At 40.4% G+C, this 24,136-nt stretch carries 23 protein-coding genes and 2 pseudogenes; 2 read left to right on the top strand and 23 right to left on the bottom strand.

Annotation, left to right across the window (positions count from 1 at the left end; genetic code table 11):
• Positions 1-62: 62 nt before the first annotated feature.
• The 16 genes and pseudogenes from DXA18_RS00775 to glgB all read right to left on the bottom strand — a co-directional run bounded on the left by DXA18_RS00775 (position 63) and on the right by glgB (position 19,295).
• On the bottom strand, positions 63-971 hold the full coding sequence (locus DXA18_RS00775) for a sensor histidine kinase (protein ID WP_118382266.1): 909 nt from the start codon (positions 969-971) through the stop codon (positions 63-65).
• On the bottom strand, positions 968-1,651 hold the full coding sequence (locus DXA18_RS00770) for a response regulator transcription factor (RefSeq protein ID WP_118382265.1): 684 nt from the start codon (positions 1,649-1,651) through the stop codon (positions 968-970). Before DXA18_RS00770 ends, DXA18_RS00775 begins: the two co-directional genes overlap by 4 nt.
• 132 nt (positions 1,652-1,783) lie before the next feature.
• Positions 1,784-2,155, bottom strand: a complete 372-nt coding sequence (locus tag DXA18_RS00765; RefSeq protein WP_118382264.1) for a TnpV protein — start codon at positions 2,153-2,155, stop codon at positions 1,784-1,786.
• Positions 2,156-2,186: 31 nt separating this feature from the next.
• A pseudogene (locus DXA18_RS17225) lies at positions 2,187-2,498 on the bottom strand (23S rRNA (uracil-5-)-methyltransferase RumA); the annotation flags it as partial.
• Between the two features lie 103 nt (positions 2,499-2,601).
• Positions 2,602-4,185, bottom strand: a complete 1,584-nt coding sequence (locus tag DXA18_RS00755; RefSeq protein ID WP_064787134.1) for an Eco57I restriction-modification methylase domain-containing protein — start codon at positions 4,183-4,185, stop codon at positions 2,602-2,604.
• Complete coding sequence (locus DXA18_RS00750; protein ID WP_118382263.1) at positions 4,185-4,847, bottom strand: HNH endonuclease; 663 nt, start codon at positions 4,845-4,847, stop codon at positions 4,185-4,187. The genes DXA18_RS00755 and DXA18_RS00750 overlap by 1 nt, the downstream gene beginning before the upstream one ends.
• A gap of 11 nt (positions 4,848-4,858) precedes the next feature.
• The gene (locus DXA18_RS00745; RefSeq protein WP_064787136.1) at positions 4,859-5,452 is read right to left on the bottom strand and encodes a hypothetical protein; all 594 of its coding nucleotides are present in this window, start codon (positions 5,450-5,452) and stop codon (positions 4,859-4,861) included.
• A complete protein-coding gene (locus DXA18_RS00740; RefSeq protein WP_118382262.1) occupies positions 5,449-7,602 on the bottom strand; it encodes an ATP-binding protein in 2,154 nt (717 codons plus the stop codon). The genes DXA18_RS00745 and DXA18_RS00740 overlap by 4 nt, the downstream gene beginning before the upstream one ends.
• Before the next feature lie 107 nt (positions 7,603-7,709).
• Positions 7,710-9,389, bottom strand: a complete 1,680-nt coding sequence (gene rlmD / locus DXA18_RS00735; RefSeq protein WP_118382261.1) for a 23S rRNA (uracil(1939)-C(5))-methyltransferase RlmD — start codon at positions 9,387-9,389, stop codon at positions 7,710-7,712.
• A gap of 216 nt (positions 9,390-9,605) precedes the next feature.
• Complete coding sequence (locus tag DXA18_RS00730; RefSeq protein ID WP_118382381.1) at positions 9,606-9,851, bottom strand: DUF4366 domain-containing protein; 246 nt, start codon at positions 9,849-9,851, stop codon at positions 9,606-9,608.
• 156 nt (positions 9,852-10,007) lie between these two features.
• Entirely contained in the window at positions 10,008-12,239 is a 2,232-nt protein-coding gene (pcrA, locus tag DXA18_RS00725) for a DNA helicase PcrA (RefSeq protein ID WP_118382260.1), read from the bottom strand.
• A gap of 21 nt (positions 12,240-12,260) precedes the next feature.
• Positions 12,261-12,899 carry a B3/B4 domain-containing protein gene (locus DXA18_RS00720; protein WP_243006980.1) on the bottom strand — a complete coding sequence of 213 codons (639 nt, stop codon included), beginning with the start codon at positions 12,897-12,899 and terminating at the stop codon, positions 12,261-12,263.
• A 196-nt stretch (positions 12,900-13,095) separates the two neighbouring features.
• A complete protein-coding gene (locus DXA18_RS00715; RefSeq protein ID WP_199665521.1) occupies positions 13,096-14,997 on the bottom strand; it encodes an ABC transporter ATP-binding protein in 1,902 nt (633 codons plus the stop codon).
• Position 14,998: 1 nt separating this feature from the next.
• Positions 14,999-16,747 (bottom strand): ABC transporter ATP-binding protein, encoded by a 1,749-nt coding sequence (locus tag DXA18_RS00710; RefSeq protein ID WP_118382257.1) that lies wholly within the window; start codon positions 16,745-16,747, stop codon positions 14,999-15,001.
• Positions 16,710-17,243 carry a MarR family winged helix-turn-helix transcriptional regulator gene (locus tag DXA18_RS00705; RefSeq protein ID WP_243006979.1) on the bottom strand — a complete coding sequence of 178 codons (534 nt, stop codon included), beginning with the start codon at positions 17,241-17,243 and terminating at the stop codon, positions 16,710-16,712. The genes DXA18_RS00710 and DXA18_RS00705 overlap by 38 nt, the downstream gene beginning before the upstream one ends.
• Positions 17,244-17,426: 183 nt before the next feature.
• The gene (gene glgB, locus DXA18_RS00700) at positions 17,427-19,295 is read right to left on the bottom strand and encodes a 1,4-alpha-glucan branching protein GlgB (RefSeq protein WP_118382379.1); all 1,869 of its coding nucleotides are present in this window, start codon (positions 19,293-19,295) and stop codon (positions 17,427-17,429) included.
• Between the two features lie 201 nt (positions 19,296-19,496).
• Between glgB and DXA18_RS00695 the strand changes: the two genes are divergently transcribed.
• Complete coding sequence (locus tag DXA18_RS00695) at positions 19,497-20,105, top strand: DUF1836 domain-containing protein (RefSeq protein WP_118382256.1); 609 nt, start codon at positions 19,497-19,499, stop codon at positions 20,103-20,105.
• Positions 20,106-20,153: 48 nt separating this feature from the next.
• On the opposite strand, the gene DXA18_RS00690 is transcribed toward DXA18_RS00695, so the two are convergent.
• A complete protein-coding gene (locus tag DXA18_RS00690) occupies positions 20,154-20,471 on the bottom strand; it encodes a YerC/YecD family TrpR-related protein (protein WP_118382255.1) in 318 nt (105 codons plus the stop codon).
• A 227-nt stretch (positions 20,472-20,698) separates the two neighbouring features.
• On the opposite strand from DXA18_RS00690, the gene DXA18_RS00685 reads away from it, so the two are divergent.
• A complete protein-coding gene (locus DXA18_RS00685) occupies positions 20,699-20,956 on the top strand; it encodes a hypothetical protein (protein WP_243006978.1) in 258 nt (85 codons plus the stop codon).
• Between the two features lie 38 nt (positions 20,957-20,994).
• On the opposite strand, the pseudogene DXA18_RS00680 reads toward DXA18_RS00685, so the two are convergent.
• From DXA18_RS00680 to DXA18_RS00660, 6 genes and pseudogenes are all read right to left on the bottom strand, one after another.
• Positions 20,995-21,801, bottom strand: a pseudogene (locus tag DXA18_RS00680) (ABC transporter substrate-binding protein); the annotation flags it as partial.
• Between the two features lie 18 nt (positions 21,802-21,819).
• On the bottom strand, positions 21,820-22,470 hold the full coding sequence (locus DXA18_RS00675) for an N-acetylmuramoyl-L-alanine amidase (RefSeq protein ID WP_118382254.1): 651 nt from the start codon (positions 22,468-22,470) through the stop codon (positions 21,820-21,822).
• 39 nt (positions 22,471-22,509) lie between these two features.
• Positions 22,510-22,773, bottom strand: a complete 264-nt coding sequence (locus tag DXA18_RS00670) for a phage holin family protein (RefSeq protein WP_118382253.1) — start codon at positions 22,771-22,773, stop codon at positions 22,510-22,512.
• Between the two features lie 5 nt (positions 22,774-22,778).
• Positions 22,779-23,057: a hypothetical protein gene (locus DXA18_RS00665; protein WP_005342157.1), complete on the bottom strand. Its 279-nt coding sequence runs from the start codon at positions 23,055-23,057 to the stop codon at positions 22,779-22,781.
• 101 nt (positions 23,058-23,158) lie between these two features.
• Positions 23,159-23,308: a hypothetical protein gene (locus DXA18_RS15720; protein WP_199665520.1), complete on the bottom strand. Its 150-nt coding sequence runs from the start codon at positions 23,306-23,308 to the stop codon at positions 23,159-23,161.
• A 2-nt stretch (positions 23,309-23,310) separates the two neighbouring features.
• The gene (locus DXA18_RS00660; protein WP_118382252.1) at positions 23,311-23,955 is read right to left on the bottom strand and encodes a hypothetical protein; all 645 of its coding nucleotides are present in this window, start codon (positions 23,953-23,955) and stop codon (positions 23,311-23,313) included.
• Positions 23,956-24,136 lie beyond the last annotated feature (181 nt).

Here is a 24,136-nt window from a genome sequence, read left to right as displayed (position 1 = left end):
ACAATACAGACTTTATCATAACAATGTCTCCATCTGGTTTCTGAAATATCACAGTTTTGATACTATTCCTTTTTTGATATCGGGAGAAACATAGAAAAGATAGAGCCCTTTTCTCTCTCTGATGTCACTTTTATATACCCCTTTTGTGCCTGAATAATCTCTCTTGTAAGGAATAAGCCAATTCCTACTCCTGGCTGGTCTGCCACTGACAGACTCCGATAAAACCTTCCAAATATCTTTGGTATTTCTTCTTTTTCTATTCCAATGCCATCATCAATGATATCAATCTTTACAAAAAAAGAATACTGCTCAGCTTTTACCTGAACATTTCCCCCACATGCTGTGTATTTAATCGCATTATCTACAATATTTCCGAGTGCCTCCTCGGTCCATTTTGGATCACATAGAACATGCAAATCCGTGTCACATAGGCTCAGAGTAATATTCTTCTCCCTTGCTTTCACGTTAAACTGCTGCTGTATGGATTCAAGCATCTGTGTAATAGTAGTATCCTCCGAATGTACTGCGATAATTCCACTCTCCATCCGTGATAATTTGACCAATGATTGTATCAGGAAATCTAATTTCTCTGTCTGCTCCAAAATGGTATCTATCTTCTCCTGATTTTCATGACTCGTTTCAGAGAGTATTTCACCATAAATTTTCAAATTTGAAATAGGAGTCAAAGTCTGATGCGCAATGTCGGAAATAAGTTTCTGTATCACTTCTTTTTGTTCCTGTTGGTTCTTTCTTGCCAGAAAGCTACTGTCTAAATGTTGTTTCATACTGTTTTCAAGAGCAGAATACTTTTCTTCTGATATTTCTGTCCGTTCCAGTTCTCCATCTATGGCACAATCCAGCATTTGCTGCAGCCGGTTCAAAAGCTTTTTTTCTTTCTGATAAAAAATGCTATGCCAGAAGATTCCACTCAAAACAAATATTCCTACAATCAATATAATTATTTCTATCATCCATTCACCGCCCAGGTATAACCAATTCCATAGACTGTCTTGATATATTCAGGCTTCTGCGTATCATCTTCTAATTTGTCTCTGAGACGTTTAACTGCAACAGTCAGAGCATGAGCATCCACAAACTCTGTATCTCCTTGCCATACCTCATCAATCAGGTATTCTCGCTTCACTACTTTTCCTCTGTTTTCGCACAGCACTTTCAAAAGTTTTTGTTCTGTCTTGCTCAGTTCAATAAGTTCTCCATTTTTGAAAAATTCCATTTTATCGAAATAGAACTCGAATCCATCAAGCTCCATAGAATTCTTAGCTACTGCATCTTTACTTCTAAGCTGCACAGACACTCTTGCACGCAAAACCATCAAACTAAACGGTTTCGTAATATAATCATTTGCCCCAGCGTCCAATCCTGTTACGATATCTACTTCCATGTTATTTACTGTAAGCAGGATAATCGGCACCTGACTGTTTTTCCTTATTTCTCTTACAAAATCAATCCCATTCCCATCCGGCAAGTTCACATCTAATAAAACCAATGTGATATCTTCCTTTTTCAAGATTTCTCTAGCCTCCTGCAAAGTCTGGCACTGATAAAAGAAATAGGAATCATTCTTCAATGCGAGACGTATTCCATCATTTAATTTTTTGTCATCTTCAACAATCAGTAAGTTTTCACTCATATTTTCTCTGCTTTCTTTCAAATTACGCTAATTGTATCATTGCCAGTTTTATAAATCAAATCATTAAATCAAATTTTCCGACAGAAATTATCTTATAAACAGCAAAAAGCTCCCGAAGGAGCTTTCCACACTTTAAATATAGACCAATTCTTTTAACACAATCTCTTCTGCTGCATTCCGGATGTTATTTACAACTCCAACCCACACCATCTGATCACGAGCTTTCAATTCTTCCGTAACGCCTTGCTTCTCCATCATCTGACGCACCAGAATACCCATCCTCTCCTGTGCTTCATCGTCCACAGCATTCAGATGTTCTGTCAATCTGTCTTCCAACATATACAGAGAATACATTACCGGACGATGCTCTTTCAGATACGTTTTCCGAATCATTCCATATTTTCCATAATGCGGTTCTTCATCTGTACTGACAAGATTCGGATAGTAAATTCCGTCTGCGCCAAGTGTGTAGGTTCCACCCATTTTTTCAAATGTGCTTTTCATGTGTTATTCCTCCTTGAAATCAGCAATGTCCTTAGATCATCGCAAAATATTTCAGGGCAGCCTTAATGGCTTCTTCTTTCTCTTTCGGACACTGTGGCACTTTTGGATTTTCTGTCTTTGGCAGATTATAGTTCTCTCCTACTTCGATTCCACATTTCCTTTTGATTTAAGAAATATATAAATTTGAAACCTTCAAGTCAAATTCTTTCAGCACATAATCCATGATTTCCTGATAGGTTGCTTTCGTCTCTGCACTGGTTGCATCCAGCTCATCTAAGTCTAAGTCGATCTCTATCGTGTCATCCGGCTTCTGTTGGGACAAAAGAACTACCGTCTCCACATGTGTATCAAATTAAAACATATCCCCACAAAACTACAGATATCTAGGCAATATTATTACAGTACAAATACCGTTCGTCTAACCCTTTTCACACAAGTATTGCTTGTTACGGCAATCTCCTTTCCATCAATTTTCTCCGCATTTTATCTAGTTTTAATATTTGTTTATGCTCCCAGTCCTTTTCTATTGTCTTTAAATTAACGAATGCAATAATTTTATCAATATTTTCATTTGCCTTAAACATTTCTGATAATTGCTTAATATCATCTTTATCAATCTTCCGATAAGGAATAGCCAGTCTTTTAAACTCACTTGGCGTTAATTCTGAAACGCCTCCAGCATAATACCGCCCATAAAATTCGCATTGAGTTAATGTCAATGAATTATAAAAGCAAAATGCCATGCTCTCTTTATCATATGCAGAATCCAATCTCATATTATAAGCAATATCTGTTGTATAAAGATCTGTTTCATTTACACATATTCTTGGAATTTTATCATACCTTTTAAAGAAAAAAAGATCACCATTTCGTACAATTGGTACTCCATACCATGGTTTCCTATTTCTGCATTTATATCTGTCTTTTAATTTTACTTCCGCTGCATTTTGTTTTTCTCCAATAGTTGTCAAATATTCCCTCAAAGATTTCGAAAGTAATTTTTCATCAACATGTGATAGATTCAATAAATAGATTCTATTCCCTCTTTCTCCGATTTTTTCAACTACATCTTGAGTTAATATAAACTGACCATTTACTATAATACTTTTAGCAATTGTCGGTAAAACAAACTCATGGCACTCCAATTGTTCTACCTGTTCTTTCGTTAAAATAAACTCATTATTTGCTCCAGTTACAATTCCAGGCGAGGCCTCACACACTTCGGAAACCTTCTTGTATTTTGAGTCAATCATGTTCAACAAATCAATATCTTCATCTGAAAGAATGGCATTCGTCCATTTTTTCAATGGTTTATTTCTTTGAATTTTAGAGCAATAATATGGGTAATCTGAATCTAATTGAGCATAAATCTTAAAATTAATATATGGTTGATTCTTAAATTCATTTGTCAAATAAACCAAACAAGATTCTTGTTCTATTTTTGGAAACATCCTTTCTTTAAAAGACAGAATATGTATTGTATCAAAATGTTCTTCCAAAAACAATCTAATCTTCTCTGCGTATTGAACCTGAAGAAACTCCATCGGGAGCACAAAAAAAATAGTTCCCTCTCTTTCCAAGCAAGATACCGCTGCTAGCACAAAAGCAACCCACATATTTTGCATTAAAGAATTAGGTAATTGAAATTTCTCGCATATTTCTTTTGCTTTTTCTTTTGAATTGTTTTCCATATTTTTAATATTAATGTATGGTGGATTTCCAATAATCAACTGGTACTTTTCACTTGTCTTCTCTGCAAAATCTAGAAAGTCGTCTGCAACTATCTCTACTTGTTCTAGATAACCTCTATTTTTTAACTGTCCTACCTTTTCTTCGATTAATTCTACGGCCACAATCTTTTCAATACTTTCTTCCTTTTCAAAGGCATCTAAAAATCGCCCATCCCCCACTGACGGTTCTAACACTTTGCCATATATTTTATGCTCTCTTGCCAAATATTCTTTCATGAATTGAATCGTCCTATATGGCGTATAATAAGAGCCTGATAACTTATCCTCTATCTTTTTCATTATTGTATTCCGCCTGTCACTGCCATACGATTTCTTTTCTTTAATAAAATTCTGAGCGTTTCACCTAGTTTGCGTTTACATTCTTCATCCTTTTCAACCTGATACTTGCCCTCAATCTGCAATCCCAAATAGTCTAAACGTCTTGTCTCATATCCTAAGTGAAGGGCATCGTAAAATTGTTGTACGAATTCGTCATCCTGATATGTATCGCAAATCTGAATGTAATAGTCTTCATCTCTCTTAAAAACAGTTGCTATATTCCCGTTATCTACATTAAGCAAATCATCATATGGTGGCTTAATTGTAATTCCACGTTTTCCACGATTACATGATATGCACGCCCATGCCAGATTAATCATCCTACCTGCTTCTGTCCTTCCCGCTGTTGTATCTGGAAAAGAAGCCTCATTAAAAAAATGATCAACTTCAAAAGACTCTACTGGCAGAAGTCCCCACATAGCACCACAATATGCACACTTATTATTATATATTTTCGCAAATTTTTTATGGTACTCACTATTCCGCTCCTTCACCTTATTATATATTATCTTTGTCCGTGGAAACGCTAGTTTTATTTCTTTTTCTAAAGCATTTTTTTGTTCCTCTACCTTATCCAATACGGGACAATATGTTGTATTTCTATAATCATTATCTCTTGCCATATTACTTGCTCCTATTCCATACTCTGGAAAGCGATAATTAATTTATCAATATCCTCTTTAGACAAATCCTCATAATCATTTATCCCATTTAAAGAATCCACTGTCTTTTCAATCAAAAACTTTTCAATTCCTTTATTGCTCTCCAATTTTTTAGAAATATTTCGAAATGTAATTACTCTCTTTATACTCTCATCTATTTTGCTTTTTAACACTCGTTCATAGTATTCCTTTGATGTCTCCGAACTTCCACTCCTATACTTTGGGATAATATCAAAGTCATTATTTTCACCATTCTGTGAAATTACCAACACCTCAATAAAAGGAAATACTTTTCTCAATATCATTCTAAATTCTTCCCCCGAAAACTTTCCTTTACATTTTACACTATCGTTTTCAAACAATCTAGAATCAATCAGTATAACGTTTGCAGAAGCTACTTCTGGAGAATCCAACAAACCTTCATAACCTTTGTTAACTTCAAATTCAACTTCCTGATATCTCACCTCATACTTATCATTCCGATAAATATCCTCTAAATAAGAGGATATTGCCTCGTCTCGGTCATCGTCAATATAAACAAGGTTTATTATTTCTTTTATTTTCATATTTTATCTCCTAACATAAATTCAATTTTAAATCCATTTAACCCTTCAATTTTTAATATCTTTCCGCCTGTATTAGCAATCGTATTATTCACAATCCACATCCCTATTCCATGACCTTTTTTTCTTGATGTTTCATGCACCTCCAAAATACGCATGGGATCAAACTTATATTTCTCTGAAAGTCCCTTCCCTTTATCCTTATACACCATATTAATATATCTTCCTCTTTTTTCAACATATATATGAATTTCCAGCATGTTTTCAGCATCATTTTGTTGTATACTATTCAATATCAAATTATCAAATATCACTCTGAAAATATCTTTAGCACTTCTATATTCTAATCCTTCTTCTATATGCAATTGAATATTAATCCACGAATAGTCCTTTTCCCAAACAAATTTTATATTTTTAAAAAGTTCATATACATTAATATCCTCTGGCACAAACTGCTCTTTTTCAGATTCTGACAACATCACATCCATAAAGGTAATAATTTTCCTATTAATTCTTCTGTTTTTTTCTAAAAGTGCCGGAACATCTCTATGCATATACTTCATATTTTCAGGCTCATTCACAGCATCCCAAAGCTCATATCTTTTTAATGCTCTAATAATGTAATCGACATTCTCGTCAATACTATTTCTATCATTATACATTTCATGTGCAATAGAAGTTGCTTTTAATCCAGAGGTGGCAAGCATATTCAGCAGACGAATATCATATTTATACCTTCTTTCTGTTTCATCCATCTGTTTCTTACTTTCTCTATTTTCTTTTTTCATCTGTTCCAATTCGTCAAGAAACAATTTCTTTTCTTCTGATGACAGTTCTGTTAATTTTTCTGGATTTTTTATTACATTGTCAATAACTTTGGGCTTTTTTTCTTCTTTTGACTCGTTATATTTATTTGCAATACAGCGAACTATGCTTTGTCGGTACCTTTCAAAAGAATTTATCCCCGCAATAATAATTGCAATAAACACTTTATAAATATCATTCTCTACTAACCCCTGTCTATTCATCAAATCAAATAATCCTTTATTTTCCTTTTTATCAATAATAACTTTACCTGACATTTGATTTTCACGAACACGCCATGAGCCTGTAGGGTGACTGGCCGCTGCTGGAGACTTTCTAGACCTTTTTCCAAATCCAAGCCAGTCTTTCTTACCTTCGTAAGATGAAATACTAAATGCATTTCTGTACAAAACAACACCCGCTTCATACCGATCAACCAATATTCTATGCTTATAAAAATACTTTTCCGCATCAAATGTAGAAGGATTTTTTAACGAAAAATACAATTCAGCCGAAAAATCACCCACATTTTCCAATACCTCTTTCCATTCTTCAAGAGTTGCTTCTTCAGATAAATCATTTTTCATTTCACCCAGTTCGTCCACGATATTTAGTTCTATTTTCTGTTCTTTTGTATCAATATCTGGACATAACTTTTTTACATTTTCTTTAAATTCATCTGATTCTATATCACATACTAGCTTCTGAAATTTTGCAAGATACTGTAGTCTTATTACACTAACGCAGTTAACACCTAACTGTATTTTCCCAAAATATCGCGTTACAGCTTTTCTGTCTTCTTTATATTCTACCTGTATTTTCATTTTATCATCATTATAAGTTCTAGACAAAAATTCACGCAAATTACGAACTCTCGATTCTGTCCAATTGTCCCGAAGCTGCTCGATAACTATTTTTGTACCTCTTTCTTTTATCTCCTGATAAGTTTCCAAAGTATTTGTATTCCAATCAGTCTTCCACAAAACTGCTTCTTGTTGATCCATTTTCGTATAAACACTGGCTTTTGCACCCAGTCGAGCTATAGCAAATCTACCGACTCCTTTGGAACCTGCCAACACCCTCGCAGTCTCTCCCGCACCTATAATATATTTTTTATCACTTATACCAACATGCATCCACGCCCCAAGTATTTTTTGACGATTCATTCCAATTCCATTATCTTCAATTATAATCTGACTCTTAGAAATGATAATAACAACATCTAGTGACTGGGCATCATATGCATTTTTTACTAGCTCTAATATTGCAGATTCTTCATTTGTAAAATTCTGTACTCCCAGCACTTCTGCAATTGTACTATCTTCAATAATATATTTTAACTTTTCCATGGATCGCCCTCCGAATCAGCACTCAACTCTTTTATAGTAATTATACCCTCTACAAGAAATTGATATAATCCCTCATACATCTCTCAAATAAATCTAAAAATCATTTTTTACGCTTGTCCAAAATACCTCAACGCATCCTTTATCGCTTCCACTTTCTCTGCTGTCGGATGCTTCCTCGGCTGTTTCAATTCCTCTACCGCATTAGGAGCATCGCACATTGGCAAGCCTAAATCTCTCTTTACCTCTGCGATATATGCGGTATGTACCTTGAAGCCGTATTTAGCTTCTATGTACTCCTTTATCATTTTGTAGGTCACTCGTTCTTTGGGCTTATATTCTTCAGCTCTTTTAGCGATATTATCAAGCGGAACTTTTCCCTCACCCTCGCCAAACTCAACTTTTACGTTGATATGTCCGTCTGGCTTTTTGTGGGAAAGCAGAACTACCGTCTCCACATGGACGGTGCTCGGGAATAAATCTACGCATGCGATCCTTTCCACCTTATACCCTCTTCCCTGCAGCATCTCAAGATCTCTTGCAAGACTGGTCGGCTTACATGCGATATACACCAGTCTATCCACGCCAAAATTGCAAATCTTCTCCAGTGCCTTTGGATGTACGCCGTCACGCGGTGGATCGAGCATGATCAGATCTGGTACTTCGCCCAGTTCATCGATTACTTTTAGTACATCACCGGCCCAAAATGAGCAATTATCCAGTCCGTTCAGTGCCGCATTTTCTTTGGCTGCCTCTACTGCTTCTTCTACGATCTCTACGCCAACGACTTTCTTTGCGACTGGAGCAAGGATCTGTGCAATAGTTCCGGTTCCGCTGTACAAATCGAATACGACTTTATCTTTGGTGTCTCCAATATATTCTCTTGCTTTTTCGTACAATACTTCTGCTCCCAGCGAATTAGTCTGAAAGAATGAGAACGGCGTGATTTTGAATTTCAATCCCAGCAGTTCTTCATAGAAATAATTCTGTCCGTAGATGATCTCGGTTCCTTCGTCTTTTACCACATCTGCCAGACTGTCATTAGAGGTATGCAGAATGCCTGCGATACTTCCTTTCAGTTCCAGATTCTGCAGTGCCTCTGCCCATTTCTTCATATCAAATGCATCCGACTCTGTTGTCGTTACCAGATCGACAAGAATCTGTCCGGTCTTTACAGCTTTTCGTACCAGCAGATGACGGAAATATCCATCGTGACGCATTTTATGATAATACGGAAGTCCACTCTCTGACGCACACTCTAATGTACAAGTAAGAATCTTACGGAAATCCTGATCTACAATCTGACATTCCGGCACATTGACAATATCATGAAAACTTCCGCGCTTGTGCATACCGAGTGCCAACGGTCCGTCTTTATATTCGTCACCAAATGAGAATTCCATCTTATTGCGATATTCGCTGATTGCAGGGCTTGGACTGACACCTTCCCATACATAATCACCGTTAACAGCCTCATCCATCATGGCTTTAACCTGTTCTTCCTTCATATGAAGCTGACATTCATATGGTAATGACTGATACGTGCAGCCTCCGCAAGCTCCAAAATGCGGACATGGTGATGTCACTTCGTCCGCTGACGGCTCCAGCACTTCCAAGAGTCTTCCTTCTGCTTTGCCTTTGCGCATCTTATTAATCGATGCCTTCACCTTCTGTCCCGGTATGGCATTTTTTACGATCAGAGTCTTTTCCTCTCCCTCGACTTTCACAATTCCTTTATTCGGGAAATCTACCTTCGTTACAATTCCTTCTACGATCTGTCCTTTTTTCATCTTCTATCCTATCCATTTCTTCTATCTTAATTATCGTTCAGAGCCACTTCCAAAACGCTCCGCGTTTCGTCAGTGTGCGTATCCGCCACATAGAATCTCAGTTCAGGGACGTTGTTCGTGTAAACACGACACATCCCTGAACTGAGATTCTGCGTGGCTCTGAACGATACAAAAAGGCACTTCCATCGAAGTGCCCTTTGCATCTGAACTGTCTAACTATACCTGATCCTCTTCGTTGAAAAAGTCATCATCGAAATCGTCTTCAAAGTCTTCTTCAAAATCTTCCAGATAATCCGGTGTCAGGAAACAGTATACTGCATATGCGATACCTGCTACTGCTGCAACTGCTCCGATAATAGCCAGAATCATAAGAATGATCTTACAATTCTTTTCATCTTCCTCTTTCTTGTGGATCAGTTCATTTAATTTGGAAGTAGCCAGAACTTCCTCAAGCTTGTTCATGTTCATATTCATATTCATGCTCCCGCTCCTTTCCGCTTACCATGTATTGATGATGCCGGGATTCAAAGCCCGGCTATGATGTGTTTATTATAACACCTAAGCCTGCCGATTACTACTTTTTTTAACAAAATATACCCGCATTTCTTAACGGATTTCTTAATCAATTTTCTGCAGTCTCGCAAATGTTGCAAACATCTTTTTCTGACCTGCCTGATCAAACTGTACAGTCACTTCATAATCTCTTCCGCCTTCTGTGATTGCGGTCACAAGTCCATCTCCAAACTTCATGTGACGAACTCTGTCGCCCACGTCATAGCCAGGTCCTTTGCCGTCTGCGACCTTGAACTGCTGAATCGGTTTTGCCTGAAATGCTTTCGTATGGAAGCTTTTCTTTGCCTGCTGATATGCTGTCTGTACCGGCGGTTCCGGTTTCTCATTCTTAAATGCATCTCCATCGGATAATAGCTCAACCGGAATCTCTTTTAAGAATCTGGACATCTTATTATACTGCATTTCACCACGGATCATACGTCTTCTTGCGTAGGTCAGCGTCAGTTCCTGTTCTGCTCTTGTGATTCCCACGTAGCAAAGTCTCCGTTCCTCCTCAATCTCACTCTTATCGTCCGAAGTGATGCACATATAACTTGGAAATACGCCATCTTCCATACCTGCCAGATAAACCTGTGGGAATTCCAGTCCTTTTGCACTGTGAAGTGTCATCAATACCACGTAATCGCTGTCCTCTTCCAGACTGTCGATATCAGCTACCAGCGCCACTTCCTCCAGAAATCCGCTCAATGTTGCCGTTTCTCCCTGGTCTTCACAGACCTCTTCGTATGCAATAATCTTATTCTTCAACTCGTCGATATTTTCAATACGTGCTTCTGCTTCAATCTCGCCTTCACCCTTCAGTTCTTCCAGATAACCTGTTTCTTCCAGAATCTCATCTACTAATTCAGATATTTTAATCCGTTCTGCATCCATTTTGAAATGCTCAATGAGTGCTACAAAGGATTCCATTTTGGATGCGCCCCTGCCAATATTCGGGATAAATTCTACTCCCATCAATGCTTCATAGAATCCCAGTTCTCGGGCAAGCGCATACTCCTGCACACGATTCACACTGGTTAGTCCGATACCGCGTTTCGGCACATTGATAATACGGCGGACTGCGATATCATCTTTAGCATTATCGATTGTCTTCAGATATGCCAGTACATCCTTGATCTCCTTGCGGGCGTAGAAATTGATACCGCCCACGATCTTATATGGAATATTCGCTGTAACAAATTTCTCCTCGAACAGACGGGACTGGGCGTTGGTCCTATAAAGGATTGCAAAATCATTATAATTTGCCCCATTGCCACGAGTCTTTCTGCAGATATCATCTACAATAAACTCTGCCTCATCATAGGCAGAATCAAACTGGCGGAACTGAATCTTATCGCCCTCGTCATTATCCGTCCACAGCGTTTTATCCTTTCTGCCTCGGTTATTGCGGATCACAGCATTGGCCGCATTCAGGATCGTACCTGTAGAGCGGTAATTCTGTTCCAGTTTGATCACTTTTGCATCTGAAAATACCTGCTCAAAATCCAGAATATTACGAATATTAGCACCACGGAATTTATAAATGGACTGGTCATCATCACCAACCACACACAAGTTACGATACTTCGCTGCCAAAATGCTTACAAACTGAAACTGTACCGTATTAGTATCCTGATACTCATCCACCATGATATAACGGAATCTTTCCTGATAATACTCCAGCACATCCTGCTGTGTCTGAAACAGCTGTACCGCTTTCAGAAGCAGATCATCAAAGTCCAATGCATTGTTGGCACGCATCTGTTTCTCGTATTCTTCATATACCGTTGCAATCTTCTGACGGCCAAAGTCACCCTCTGCTTTCAGACGGTACTCCTCCGGCGTGATCATTTCATTCTTTGCCGAAGATATGGCTGATAAAAGATTACGTTCTTTAAATACCTTCGTATCAATCTGCAGATATTTGCAGATATCCTTCATCAGTGTCTTCTGATCATCAGTATCGTATATAGTAAAACTGTTGTCATAGCCAAGCCTGTCTATGTATCTTCTCAGAATCCGCACGCAGGTTGAATGAAATGTACTTACCCAGATACTTTCTGCGCCAAATCCTACAATCTTATCCACACGTTCCCGCATTTCACCCGCAGCTTTGTTAGTAAATGTGATTGCCAGTATATTCCATGGGTTTACACCCTTTTCCTCGATCATATATGCGATCCTGTGGGTAAGCACTCTGGTTTTTCCCGATCCTGCACCTGCCAGAATCAGGAGCGGTCCTTCTGTATGCTGTACCGCCTCGCGCTGAGGCGAATTCAGTGTCTCCAAATCTATCATATTATTCCTCACAATTTCTCTTTATTCTACAATCCAGCAATGAATATCGGATGCATTGGCATATTGTTCCAGATATTTTTTACCATATTCCATTGCTTTTTCCAAATCCTGACTATCAGAAAATGAATAGATCAGTGTCAATACTTCCGTTGCATCTTCTGTAATCATCGCACGCTCTGAATCACTGGTGGAGCTTCCAATTGCTCCCTCCGCATCTGCAAGAACCGGCAGACAGTCAATCTTAATCTCTTCTTTTCCGATTCCTTTATATGTCTCTCCATCTCTTCCAATACGGAATATCAGCTGATCTGCAATCTTGCTGCAATCATAGGAGCCAACAGAGAAGCCAGCTTCTATAGAGATCAGATTATTCACATCCACAACTGTATTCACCTCATACAGACCTTTGCCCTGCCCAATTCGCCGGATCAGCGCCTCAGAGGATACTCTGTAACGGCTCGGATCTTTGCCAAATGCCTTGTATGCAAGACGTGATTCCTTAATATTCGGTATATCATTCACACCATAATCAAAGATAGCGTCTCTGGTCTTTTTAAAAACATCTTTCTTCAGATATGACCACATATCTCCATTTTTCTTTTCCACTTTCACCTGGTACTGTAAACATCCAACCCTGGTCTGCGGCCATTTTTCTTTCATGTCAGGATCTATCCTAAGACTCTTCATTATATCTTCCTCCAACCGAATACTCACTGACTCATTCTCATTGAATGCATCGTTGCTGTGCTTTAACAGTATACCTCAGTTTAACTTTCCATTCAACCGGAAAAGCACCCGGAGCCTGAGCCCCGAGTGCCATTCATAAATGTCCTTATTCTTTTAATTCCGTCTGATTTTATGCGGAAATGCTGTTTCCGGTATACAACTGGTAATATCTTCCTTTTTCCTCAATCAGTTGGTCATGCGTACCACGTTCAATGATCCGTCCCTGCTCCAGTACCATGATACAGTCGGAATTACGTACAGTAGACAGTCTGTGTGCAATGACAAATGTTGTCCGTCCGTGCATCAGGCGATCCATACCTTCCTGTACGATCCGCTCTGTTCTGGTATCAATGGAACTTGTCGCCTCATCCAGAATCAGTACCGGCGGATCTGCGACTGCTGCCCTCGCGATCGCAAGAAGCTGTCTCTGTCCCTGGCTTAAGTTCGCTCCGTCTCCGGTCAGAACTGTGTTATAACCTTCCGGCAGTCTGCGGATAAATCCGTCTGCATTGGCAAGTTTTGCTGCTGCGACAACCTCATCGTCCGTTGCATCCAGGCGGCCAAACCGTATGTTGTCCATAACCGTTCCGGTGAATAAATGGGTATCCTGCAGTACAATACCAAGTGATTTTCTCAGATCAGATTTCTTAATCTTATTGATATTGATGCCATCGTAACGGATCTTACCATCCTGAATATCATAAAAACGGTTAATCAGATTGGTGATCGTCGTCTTACCGGCTCCTGTTGATCCTACAAACGCAATCTTCTGTCCCGGTTCCGCAAACAACTTGATATTATGCAGTACGATCTTATCATCTGTATAACCAAAATCCACATCGTTAAATACCACATTGCCCTGAACCTCTACATAATCGGTTGTTCCATCTGCCTGATGAGTGTGTTTCCATGCCCAATGTCCGGTACGTTCGTCTGTCGGTACCAATTTTCCATTCTCTTCTTTTGCATTTACCAGTGTCACATAGCCGTTATCTACCTCTGGCTCTTCATCCAGCAGCTTGAAGATACGCTCTGCTCCCGCAAGCGCCATAACGATCGCATTTAACTGCATACTGATCTGGTTGATCGGCATACTGAAACTCTTGTTGAATGTCAGGAAACTTGCCAGACCGCCAAGTGTCAGTCCACCGATTCCATTTAACGCCAGCACACCTCCTACGATAGCACACACCACGTAGCTGACATTGCCAAGCTGTGCATTGATCGGCCCCAGAATATTAGAAAATGTATTCGCACGGTCTGCACTGACATACAGTTCATTGTTCAGTTCCCGAAACTTTTCTTTGCTTTCTTCCTCATGGCAGAATACTTTTACCACCTTCTGGCCGTTCATCATTTCCTCGATATAACCATTTACTGCACCAAGATTCTTCTGCTGTCTGGCAAAATATTTACCACTCTGTCCAGTCGCTTTCTTGGTAAAGAACAGCATAATGCTGACCATGATAAGTGTAACTGCTGACAGCGGAATGCTCAGGATCAGCATACTGATAAAGGTACTGATAATGGTAATTCCACTGTTCAGAAACTGTGGAATACTCTGACTGATCATCTGACGCAGTGTATCAATATCGTTCGTATATACAGACATGATATCGCCATGTGCATGCGTGTCAAAATACTTGATCGGCAGTTTTTCCATATGGCTGAACAGATCTTTTCTCATATTATGAAGAGTTCCCTGTGTAATGTATACCATGATCAGATTGTAAATATATACAGACACTACACCCACTGCATAAAACACTGCCACCTGACCAATTGCTTTTGCAAGCGGTGCAAAGTTCGGATGGTCAGTCAGCAGAAATGGCGTAATGTAATCGTCGATCAGCTTCTGCATAAATAAAGTTCCCTGTACATTTGCGAGCACGCTCACAAAAATAAGGATCACAACCAGAAAGAACTGGTACTTATAGTTCTGAAATACATAAGACATGATCCGCTTAAAAATCTTGCCTGGATTCTTAACATTGGACTTCATGCCCCGCATCTGTCTTGCATTCTGTGCCATCTTACTCACCTGCCTTTTCATCAAAATCTCCGCCGCCCTGTGTCTGCGACTCGTAAATTTCGCGATAGATCTCATTCGTCTCCACCAGTTCCTCATGAGAAGCAAATCCATCTATACATCCTTCATTTAACACGATGATACGGTCTGCATCCTGAAGACTGGAAATGCGCTGGGAAATGATGATCTTCGTCGTATTCGGGATCTCTTCACGGAATGCCCGGCGGATGTTTGCATCTGTTGCCGTATCTACTGCACTGGTACTGTCATCCAGAATCAGAATCTTCGGTTTCTTAAGCAGTGCTCTCGCAATACACAGACGCTGTTTCTGACCACCGGATACGTTACTTCCGCCCTGCTCTATGTAGGTGTTATATCCATCTGGAAAGCGCTGGATAAATTCATCGGCGCAGGCTAACTTGCATGCACGGATGCATTCTTCCTCACTGGCGTCCTTATCACCCCACCGCAGATTCTCAAGGATCGTTCCGGAAAACAATACATTATTCTGAAGTACCACGGATACCTGATTACGCAGGACTTCCATATCATACTCCTTTACGTTGTGACCGCCTACGATCAATTCACCGTTCGTCACATCGTAGAGACGGCTGATCAGATTGACCAGACTGGTCTTGGCACTTCCGGTCGCTCCCAGAATACCGATAGTCTCACCGGACTTGATCGACAGATTAATGTCTTTCAATACCGGAGTCTCACTGTCTTTGAAATATGCAAAATCCACATGTTTAAATTCAATTGCACCATTCGGCACTTCCATGACCGGCTGCTCCGGATTCTTTAATGTACTGGTCTCATTTAATACTTCTGCCACTCGGCGTACACTTGCCACACTCATGGAAAGCATGACAAATACCATCGACAGCATCATCAGACTCATCAGAATATTCATGCAGTATGCTAACAGACTCATCAGTTCGCCTGTGGTCAGTGAATTCGACACGATCATCTTAGCACCCAGCCAACTGATCAGCAGAATACAGGTATATACAGTCGTCTGCATCAGCGGTGCGTTAAGAATTACGTTCTTCTCCGCACGTACAAAGATCTTGTAGATATTCTCACTTGCTTTCTGAAACTTTGTGGTCTCTTCACCTTCTCTTACGTATGCTTTAACCACCCGAATTCCGGATACATTTTCCTGAACCGATGCATTTAACTCATCGTATTTCGGAAATGCCATCTGAAAATATTTGGTCGCATGACGGATCAGACAGAATAAAATCACGCCAAGGATAATGACCGCACAAAGGTAAATGCTTGCAAGTCTTCTATTGATTAAAAATGCCATCGTCATGGCGCAGATAATGCTTGCCGGTGCACGCATGGACATACGCAGCGACATCTGGTATGCGTTCTGGATATTGGTAACATCTGTCGTCAGACGAGTCACCAGACCTGCTGTGCTGAAACGGTCAATATTTGCAAATGAAAATGTCTGAATGTTATTAAACATTGCCTCCCGCAAGTTTCTAGCAAGTCCCGCACTGGCCTTCGCACCGTAACGTCCGCCTGCCATACCGGCAAGCAGTCCCAACAGTGCTGCTACAATCATCAGACCGCCTACTTTGTATATATGATGGATATCTCCCGCATTCACTCCCTGATCAATGATTGATGCCATCAGAAACGGAATGAGCATTTCCATCAATACTTCCAGGATCATATAAATTGGCGTTGCAATCGATGCACGTTTAAATTCTTTCACTTCTTTCAAAATTGTCCGAAGCATATTCTTCCTCCTCTCCACCAACCTGTATTCGTATCAGATTCTTCTTGATTTTCGTCATGATTCGATACAGACTGTCCAGTTCTTCTTCTGTAATATCTATCACCTGTTCTTTTTCCAACATTGAAATCAGGTGTTCCATCTGCAAATGATTCTCCTCACCTTTTGCCGTCAGACTGACACACTTTAGTCTGGCATCTCCCGGTACGGATCTGCGCTCTACATACCCCTTCTTCTCCATCAGCTGTATAATATTGGTTACTGTAGATCTTCGGATATCAAATGTATGCTCAATATCCTTCTGACAGATCACCCTGTCTCTGTTCTCATACAGATATCGCATGACCCAGCCATGCATCAGTGTTACTTCATCCAGACCTTCCGCACGCACACGAGAACTCAAGTTACGGAACATCAGACGATCTATCTGATGGATCATCGGTCCCAGCGGAACATCTCTGGTAATTTCTTCAAATTTTCCACATTCACAATTGTGCATAACACCACCCCTTCTCTATATCGTCTTCCTTCATTTCTGTTAGTCTCCTAATTGTTCGTTGTCTAACAATTAGGCATTGAACATTATTTTAAATCCATTATTTTAAATAGTCAAGTATTGTTTTAACTGTTTCAAAACAAAAACAGCGGACCTATTTCTGATCCACTGTCTCTATAAGTTTCTTTATTTCTTCGTCTTCTTTGTAGATAATGTCTGTTTTGCCAATGCTGTCTTCTGCCTTTCAGACACGGATGTCTTTCTAGGTGCGGTCACATGCTTTTTCAGATACACTGCGCTCTCCGCAGGCAAATCAAGATGCAACCCTCCAATCTTCGTCCGGATACTCTTCTTCTTTTTCTCTGTACCACCATAGATATCCCAATTACTGCTTAACAGAATATCATAGGTGCCCTCTTCTGTTTTGAAGAAATAATCCTTCTGCTCGATACCAGAGAAATTAAACACTGCAATAATCTTCTCATCTCCGCTACTACGCTCCATTGCATAGATACATCTGCTCTCCTGATGGCAGTCGAGCCATCGGAATCCCTCTGACCGGTAATCCCATTTCCAGAATGCCGGATGCTTCAGATACAGTAAGTTCAACTCTTTCATGAATCTTTGAAAACTGTCATGGATTGGATATTTCAAAATATCCCAATCCAATTCCCGCTTCTCATCCCATTCCCTGAGCTGTCCCAGCTCATTGCCCATGAAGTTCAATTTCTTACCCGGATGCGCATACATATACATGGCTAGCGCTCTTGCCTGCGGAAACTTCTGCTCATATTCGCCATGCATTTTCTGGGCAATTGTAGCTTTGCCATGCACAACTTCGTCATGTGACAGTGGAAGGAGATAATTCTCCTCCGGATAATACATCATAGAAAATGTCAGCTTGTGATATGCGCCACCACGGAATAACGGATCTGTCCGAAAATAATCCAGCGTGTCATTCATCCACCCCATATCCCATTTATAATCGAATCCCAGTCCACCTTCCCATACTGCCTTGGTTACATTTGCATATGCTGATGAATCTTCCGCTACCAGAAGTATTCCCGGATGTCGTTCTTTGAGTCCCTGGTTCATATGGCGCAGAAATTCTACACCGTCCCGGTTCACGCCACGGTCTTTATTGCCCTGCCAGTAGATCAGATTGCTGATGGCATCCATACGCAGTCCGTCCATATGATACTCCTCCAGCCAGTAATTCGCACAGGATTGAAGGAAACTCCGCACCTCGCCTCTGGAATGATTAAAGTTACAGCTTCCCCATTCACTCTGTCCTACATCCTGATGCGGATATTCATACAGAGGTGTGCCATCGTAATTGGCCAGCGCATATCCATCTACTGCAAAATGCACTGGCACAAAGTCCAGAATGATTCCAATGTCCGCCTGATGCAGCTTATCCACCATCTTCTTCAGATCCTTTGCTGTTCCATATCTGGACGTCGGTGCATAGAATCCTGTCGCCTGATATCCCCAGGATTCATCACACGGATGTTCATTTAACGGCATTACTTCGATATAGTTATACCCATTTTCCTTCAAATATGGAATCAATAGATCAGCAAATTCATCATACCGATACCAACCATTCTCATCCCTTTTATTCCGTTTCCAAGAACCCACATGTACTTCATAAATATTCAACGGTGTCTCCCGGCAGTCTGTCCGTTTCTTCATCCATTTCTGATCATGGAACTTATATCCCTGCATCTTCCGTACAAGTGTCGCATTATTCGGACGTAGCTCCATCTCATAACCATAAGGATCGCAGTGATCGATCACACTGCCATTCTGAGTGTAGATCCGATACTTATACATCTGTCCTTCCTTCACACCTGGAATCCTGCATTCCCAGAAGTTCCGGTCATATCCCTGATACATCTCCCACTCCTGCCAGCCGTTAAATTCTCCGATTACCGCTACGCGCATTGCGGCTGGCGCAAATGTTCGAAATACCGCTGTGTCCCCCTCGAATGAACATCCCAGATAACGATACGTATCAAATATTTTCCCTGTGTAATATCCATACAAATCCATATAATCTCTCCATTCATACAACATCCCTAAGAATCTACTATCATCATATAATAGATAAGATTCATTTTCCACCATCATTTCTTCACCTGTGTCTAATTTATATATTTCCGTGTCTGTGTCTGGTTGCATCGGACGATAAACAAAATTTCGCTTGTCATATGGTTTTCGATACTATATAATATCCATATTGAGGTGATTATAATGACGATTGATAAAAAAGATATGCTGAACAGCATTCTGGACAGCATTTCCAGAATTGATTATATTAAACCGGAAGATATTCCGAATATTGACCTGTATATGGATCAGGTTACTACATTTATGGAAGAGGGTCTGGAACGTACCAAACGTTACCCTAATGACAAGATTCTGACCAAGACGATGATCAATAACTATGCGAAAAATAATCTGCTTCCGCCCCCGGTTAAGAAAAAGTATACTCGCGAGCACATGCTGATGCTCATATTTATTTACTACTTTAAGAATCTGCTATCAATTAAAGATATAGAGACCTTATTTGCACCGATGACGGAGAAATATTTCGGAAATGATGAAGGTCTCTCCATGACCGATATATACAAAGAAGTATGCGAATTTGAGAAAAATAAGATTGATGTCACAGCCAAAGATATCGCAAGAAAATACCGTGATTCACTGGAGACATTTACCAATATGCCGGAAAGCGAACAGAAAGATCTGCAACTCTATTCATTTATCTGCAGCCTGGCTTTCGATGTCTATGTAAAAAAACAGGTAATCGAAAAACTCATCGACCAGATGCCGGAGCCAACACATAAAAACAAAAAATAGGATGCCAGAAGTATTCTCTGACATCCGCACTTATACAAAGGAGACAGCTTATTCGCCGTCTCCTTCTTCTTTTTCATTCTCTTTATTAATTCGCTCAAATACCATGTCATATCCGTCATTGCCATAATTCAGCGATCGATTTACGCGGCTGATCGTTGCGGTCGATGCACCGGTCTTGTCTGCAATCTCCAGATATGTCTTCTGCTCTCTCAGCATCTTCGCCACTTCAAATCTCTGCGACAATGATAATAACTCATTAATCGTACAGATGTCTTCAAAAAATATATAACACTCTTCTTTATCCTGCAGGCTTAAGATTGCCTTAAAGAGATAGTCTACCGCTTCGGTTCTGATCTTCTTACTCATAAATAATTATCTCCTTCATATCAGACTTCATGACTATTACATTTTAGCACACTAAATTTGTAAAGTCCATAGTTATCCTTATAAAAAGCCAGAATATACTTATGTTTATACCTGTTTATACCTTTCTTTCTCTGATATTACATTTTCTTCATTCAGTATAACATAGAAAATGTTTTTCCGACACATACTAAACATACTTTCAATTCAGAAAACCAGGAGGTCTTATTATGAAGCCACATGCCAAATCGGACATCACCAAATCTACTCACTCCATTTCATCTGACCAGAAGTCCGGTCAAATGCACAATCAGAAAATCATTGATTCCTATGATTATCTCGCCAATTCTGCATCTACGCAGGACTGCACCGGATTAATTCCTTCTGCTCCACAGAGCAAAGCAGAACTAGAATCCTACGAAGACGTCTATCACTATCAGCCACCAGTCATGAAATCTACTCACCACAGGAAAAAGGCGGACTCCTGACATCCGCCTTTTGTATGCTATAGTTCTTTTTCAGTCTATTACTGTATTGCTTTCTCGGCAAATTCTGTGGTCACAAGATCTTTGTAAGATGCACGTTCAGTCAGTTCACCTGCATCTTCCAGAATATCCTGTAGCAGATCAAAGCTGTCTTCTTCAAAGACCAGATCTGCTTTCCAGGTATCCTGCTCATAATATCTGGTCACAATCTTTGTAATTGTCTCCAAATCCGTCTCATCAAACTGTGGTGCGATCACCTTTGCAATCTCTTCCGGTGAATGAGCCTGCACATAATCCATGCCCTTTTGAAGTGCATTTACAAACCCCTGAATCACTTCCGGATTCTGATCCAAATAGCTCTTCTTCGCTGAAAATGCAGTGTATGGTACATAGCCGCTATCCGTACCAAGTGATGCTACTACATAGCCCTTGCCCTCCGTCTCCAATGCAGTCGCACTTGGTTCAAATTCCACCGTATAATCATATTTTGACTGATCCCCCGCAAATGCTGCTGCAGTAGATCCAAAATCGATGCTCTGATCAATATTTACTTCCGATGGTTCAATGCCATTCTGACGCAGAATATACTCAAATACCATCTCCGGCATACCACCTTTTCTTCCGCCGATTACATCCTTACCTTTCAGGTCTTCCCATTTAAAATCTGGTTCATTGTCTCGTGCCACAAGGAAATTACCGGCCCGCTGGGTAAGCTGTGCAAAATTCACCACATAATCTTTCGCACCCTCATTGTAGGTATAAATGGACGCCTCCGAACCCATAAAACCGATATCCGCTTCCCCGGAGATTACTGCAGTCATCGTCTTGTCAGCTCCAAACGGGGTTAACCAGTTAGGCATAGACTTTTATATAATAATAGCCTGATAACCTTTAGATTTTAACTCGCTCACCAGCTTCTCCGCGTTCGTTTTCGACTTAAATGCACCAACCTGAACCCGGTAAATCTTACCTGCAGTCTCCGTCTTGGTAGATGTAGACATGCTCACCGCCGATACCCCGAACGCCTGCAGGATGCCCCTGGCGATATCGTCCATCCGGCTGTTGAAGATCTTGACATCCGTGGCACTCGTAATGAATCCACATTCCATCAGCCGGTACGGATAGCCTTTTGCGGCTGCACGTTTCGGATTTGCCAGATCCGTCCTGCCTACAACGATCTGAGATCTACCTGGAAAGATACCGGAGATCATTTTCGCCAGAGCGTTATCATACTGATCAGCTTTATACTTTCCATTGATAATTACGTGTCCGCCCCTTGCAGATGCTGATGCACTGTCCATGTGAAGCTCAATGATCTGGTAATCCTTTGGAATACTAAGTTTGCTGATACCATTATCTGCATACCAGTTCCGGCTCGTATCTGCAATTGTGACATTACTTCCGCCCAGTGCACCGATACGAGATGCCAGGGCTCTCACTCTCTCTGCTTCCGTATATCCATTTCCGGTCGCTCCCGGATCACCGGCACCATGACCGGCTATGATAAATAGATGCATGCTTCGCTCCTTTCAAAAAAGAGGACGATTACTCGCCCTCTACTTACACTGCTGTTTATACAACTGATTTACTCCGGTCGCTGCCAACCCACTCGCCATTCCGACCGCAATTGCATTAATCACATCTCCGGCCGGAAAATCCGGCATTGTGTAGAGTCCGGCAATGCCCAGAGCTCCGCCACATACAGCCATGATGACCGGAATCCATTTGTCCGGAATTTTCTCATAAGCCTTACAGCCAAGTCCAATCACATAGCAGATTGCTACGATTCCAACTACTGTTCCTAATGTTGTAATATCCATATTATCTAATCCTCCTGATCATGCGCTTGCTTATTTATATGCTTCTCAATCTTGTCTATTGCCTCAGTTACTGGGCCATTGCACCCCTGCTCCTTAAGTCCTTTCAAGCAAGCGAGAATTCCATAAGTCAGCAAGCATTGTTCTGACTTTACTCTTTCAATTTCTACGTCCTGCTGATTTTGCTTTAAGTACCACTTGTACACCGCAAAAATAGCAGAAAAAATAACCACTACGGCTGTCAAAAGACTTCCGGCCATAATGATTGTGTTTACGTCTACATACACTCTATGTACCTCGATTCTTGAATTTTATATATAAAAATAAGACCTCTCGGTCTTGCTCGTATCTCCATGTATTCACCTCTGTTAGTTCGCTAAAGCCACATTTAGCGAATTTCTTCATCGCCAATATCCATCAGATCATTATACTGTTCCTCAGTAATCCTGCCCGTGGCGAAGAAAATGTCAATCTTATTCTTTAGATCTTCTGTCAGACCGTTTCTTTCTTTAAGTTTCAATAATGTTCTATATAACATAATCATACCTCCAATTCTGTAAGTGCTACTGCGTACTCGCTGTTCACATAGGCTTCTGCGCTCTGGATGTCAATATCCTGCGCCTTAGCATCCATGTCGTAGATGTAGTCTCTAGTGTCTCCTAGCTGCTGTTTTACATAGTTCCATCCATTAGCCATGCTAATCGGGTAGTTAAATACTGTATATCCGTCTAACTGGTCGGATGTGACGGAGATGTTGGTTACTGGGTAGTTGGTGACAAGGGTTCGCAATTTAGCTTGTATATCCCCCGGAAGAGGCTCAAATATAGCATCTTGCAATCTGATATACATATGTACATCTATGGCTTTAGCAATTAATTCAGATTGTGAATAACCAATAAAACCCAATCTAAAGAACACGATATTATTGGAATTTATATTATTTTGGCAAAGATCGGTCTGTGTAAAATTAGATATATAAGTAAGTATTCTGGCTGTTCCTACAGGTTGCTCATTGTAATATGTAGCATCAGATACGCCTTCTACTTTATTCCATCCAGGATACTCCTCGCTGTTATTCATAGTTTTTGTATTCGTATGGATTTCTCGGATATTTCTTTCGATACCAAATACACCGTCTTTTTCCACAACTCTATCCGCAATATACTGCTGACCATTAATTGTCACATTGCCGCCAGATGCTACTGGGATGGCGTTGAGAGTGTAGGGGAGCTGGACGGATTGCTCGGTGTATGGCTCGTAAGAGGTGGCTTCCGAACCTTTTTCGATTTGAATTGTATCGTATACACCAGACGGGGCTGATACTCTAATATATTCTGCATCTGTTATATTAAATGTATTTATGCTA

It is taken from the genome of Dorea sp. AM58-8 (assembly GCF_003464045.1).
In the GTDB taxonomy this organism is placed as follows: Bacteria; Bacillota; Clostridia; order Lachnospirales; family Lachnospiraceae; genus Claveliimonas; species Claveliimonas ammoniilytica.
Note: the sequence above shows the minus strand (reverse complement) of the source record. Positions and strands in the feature narration are given on the sequence as shown.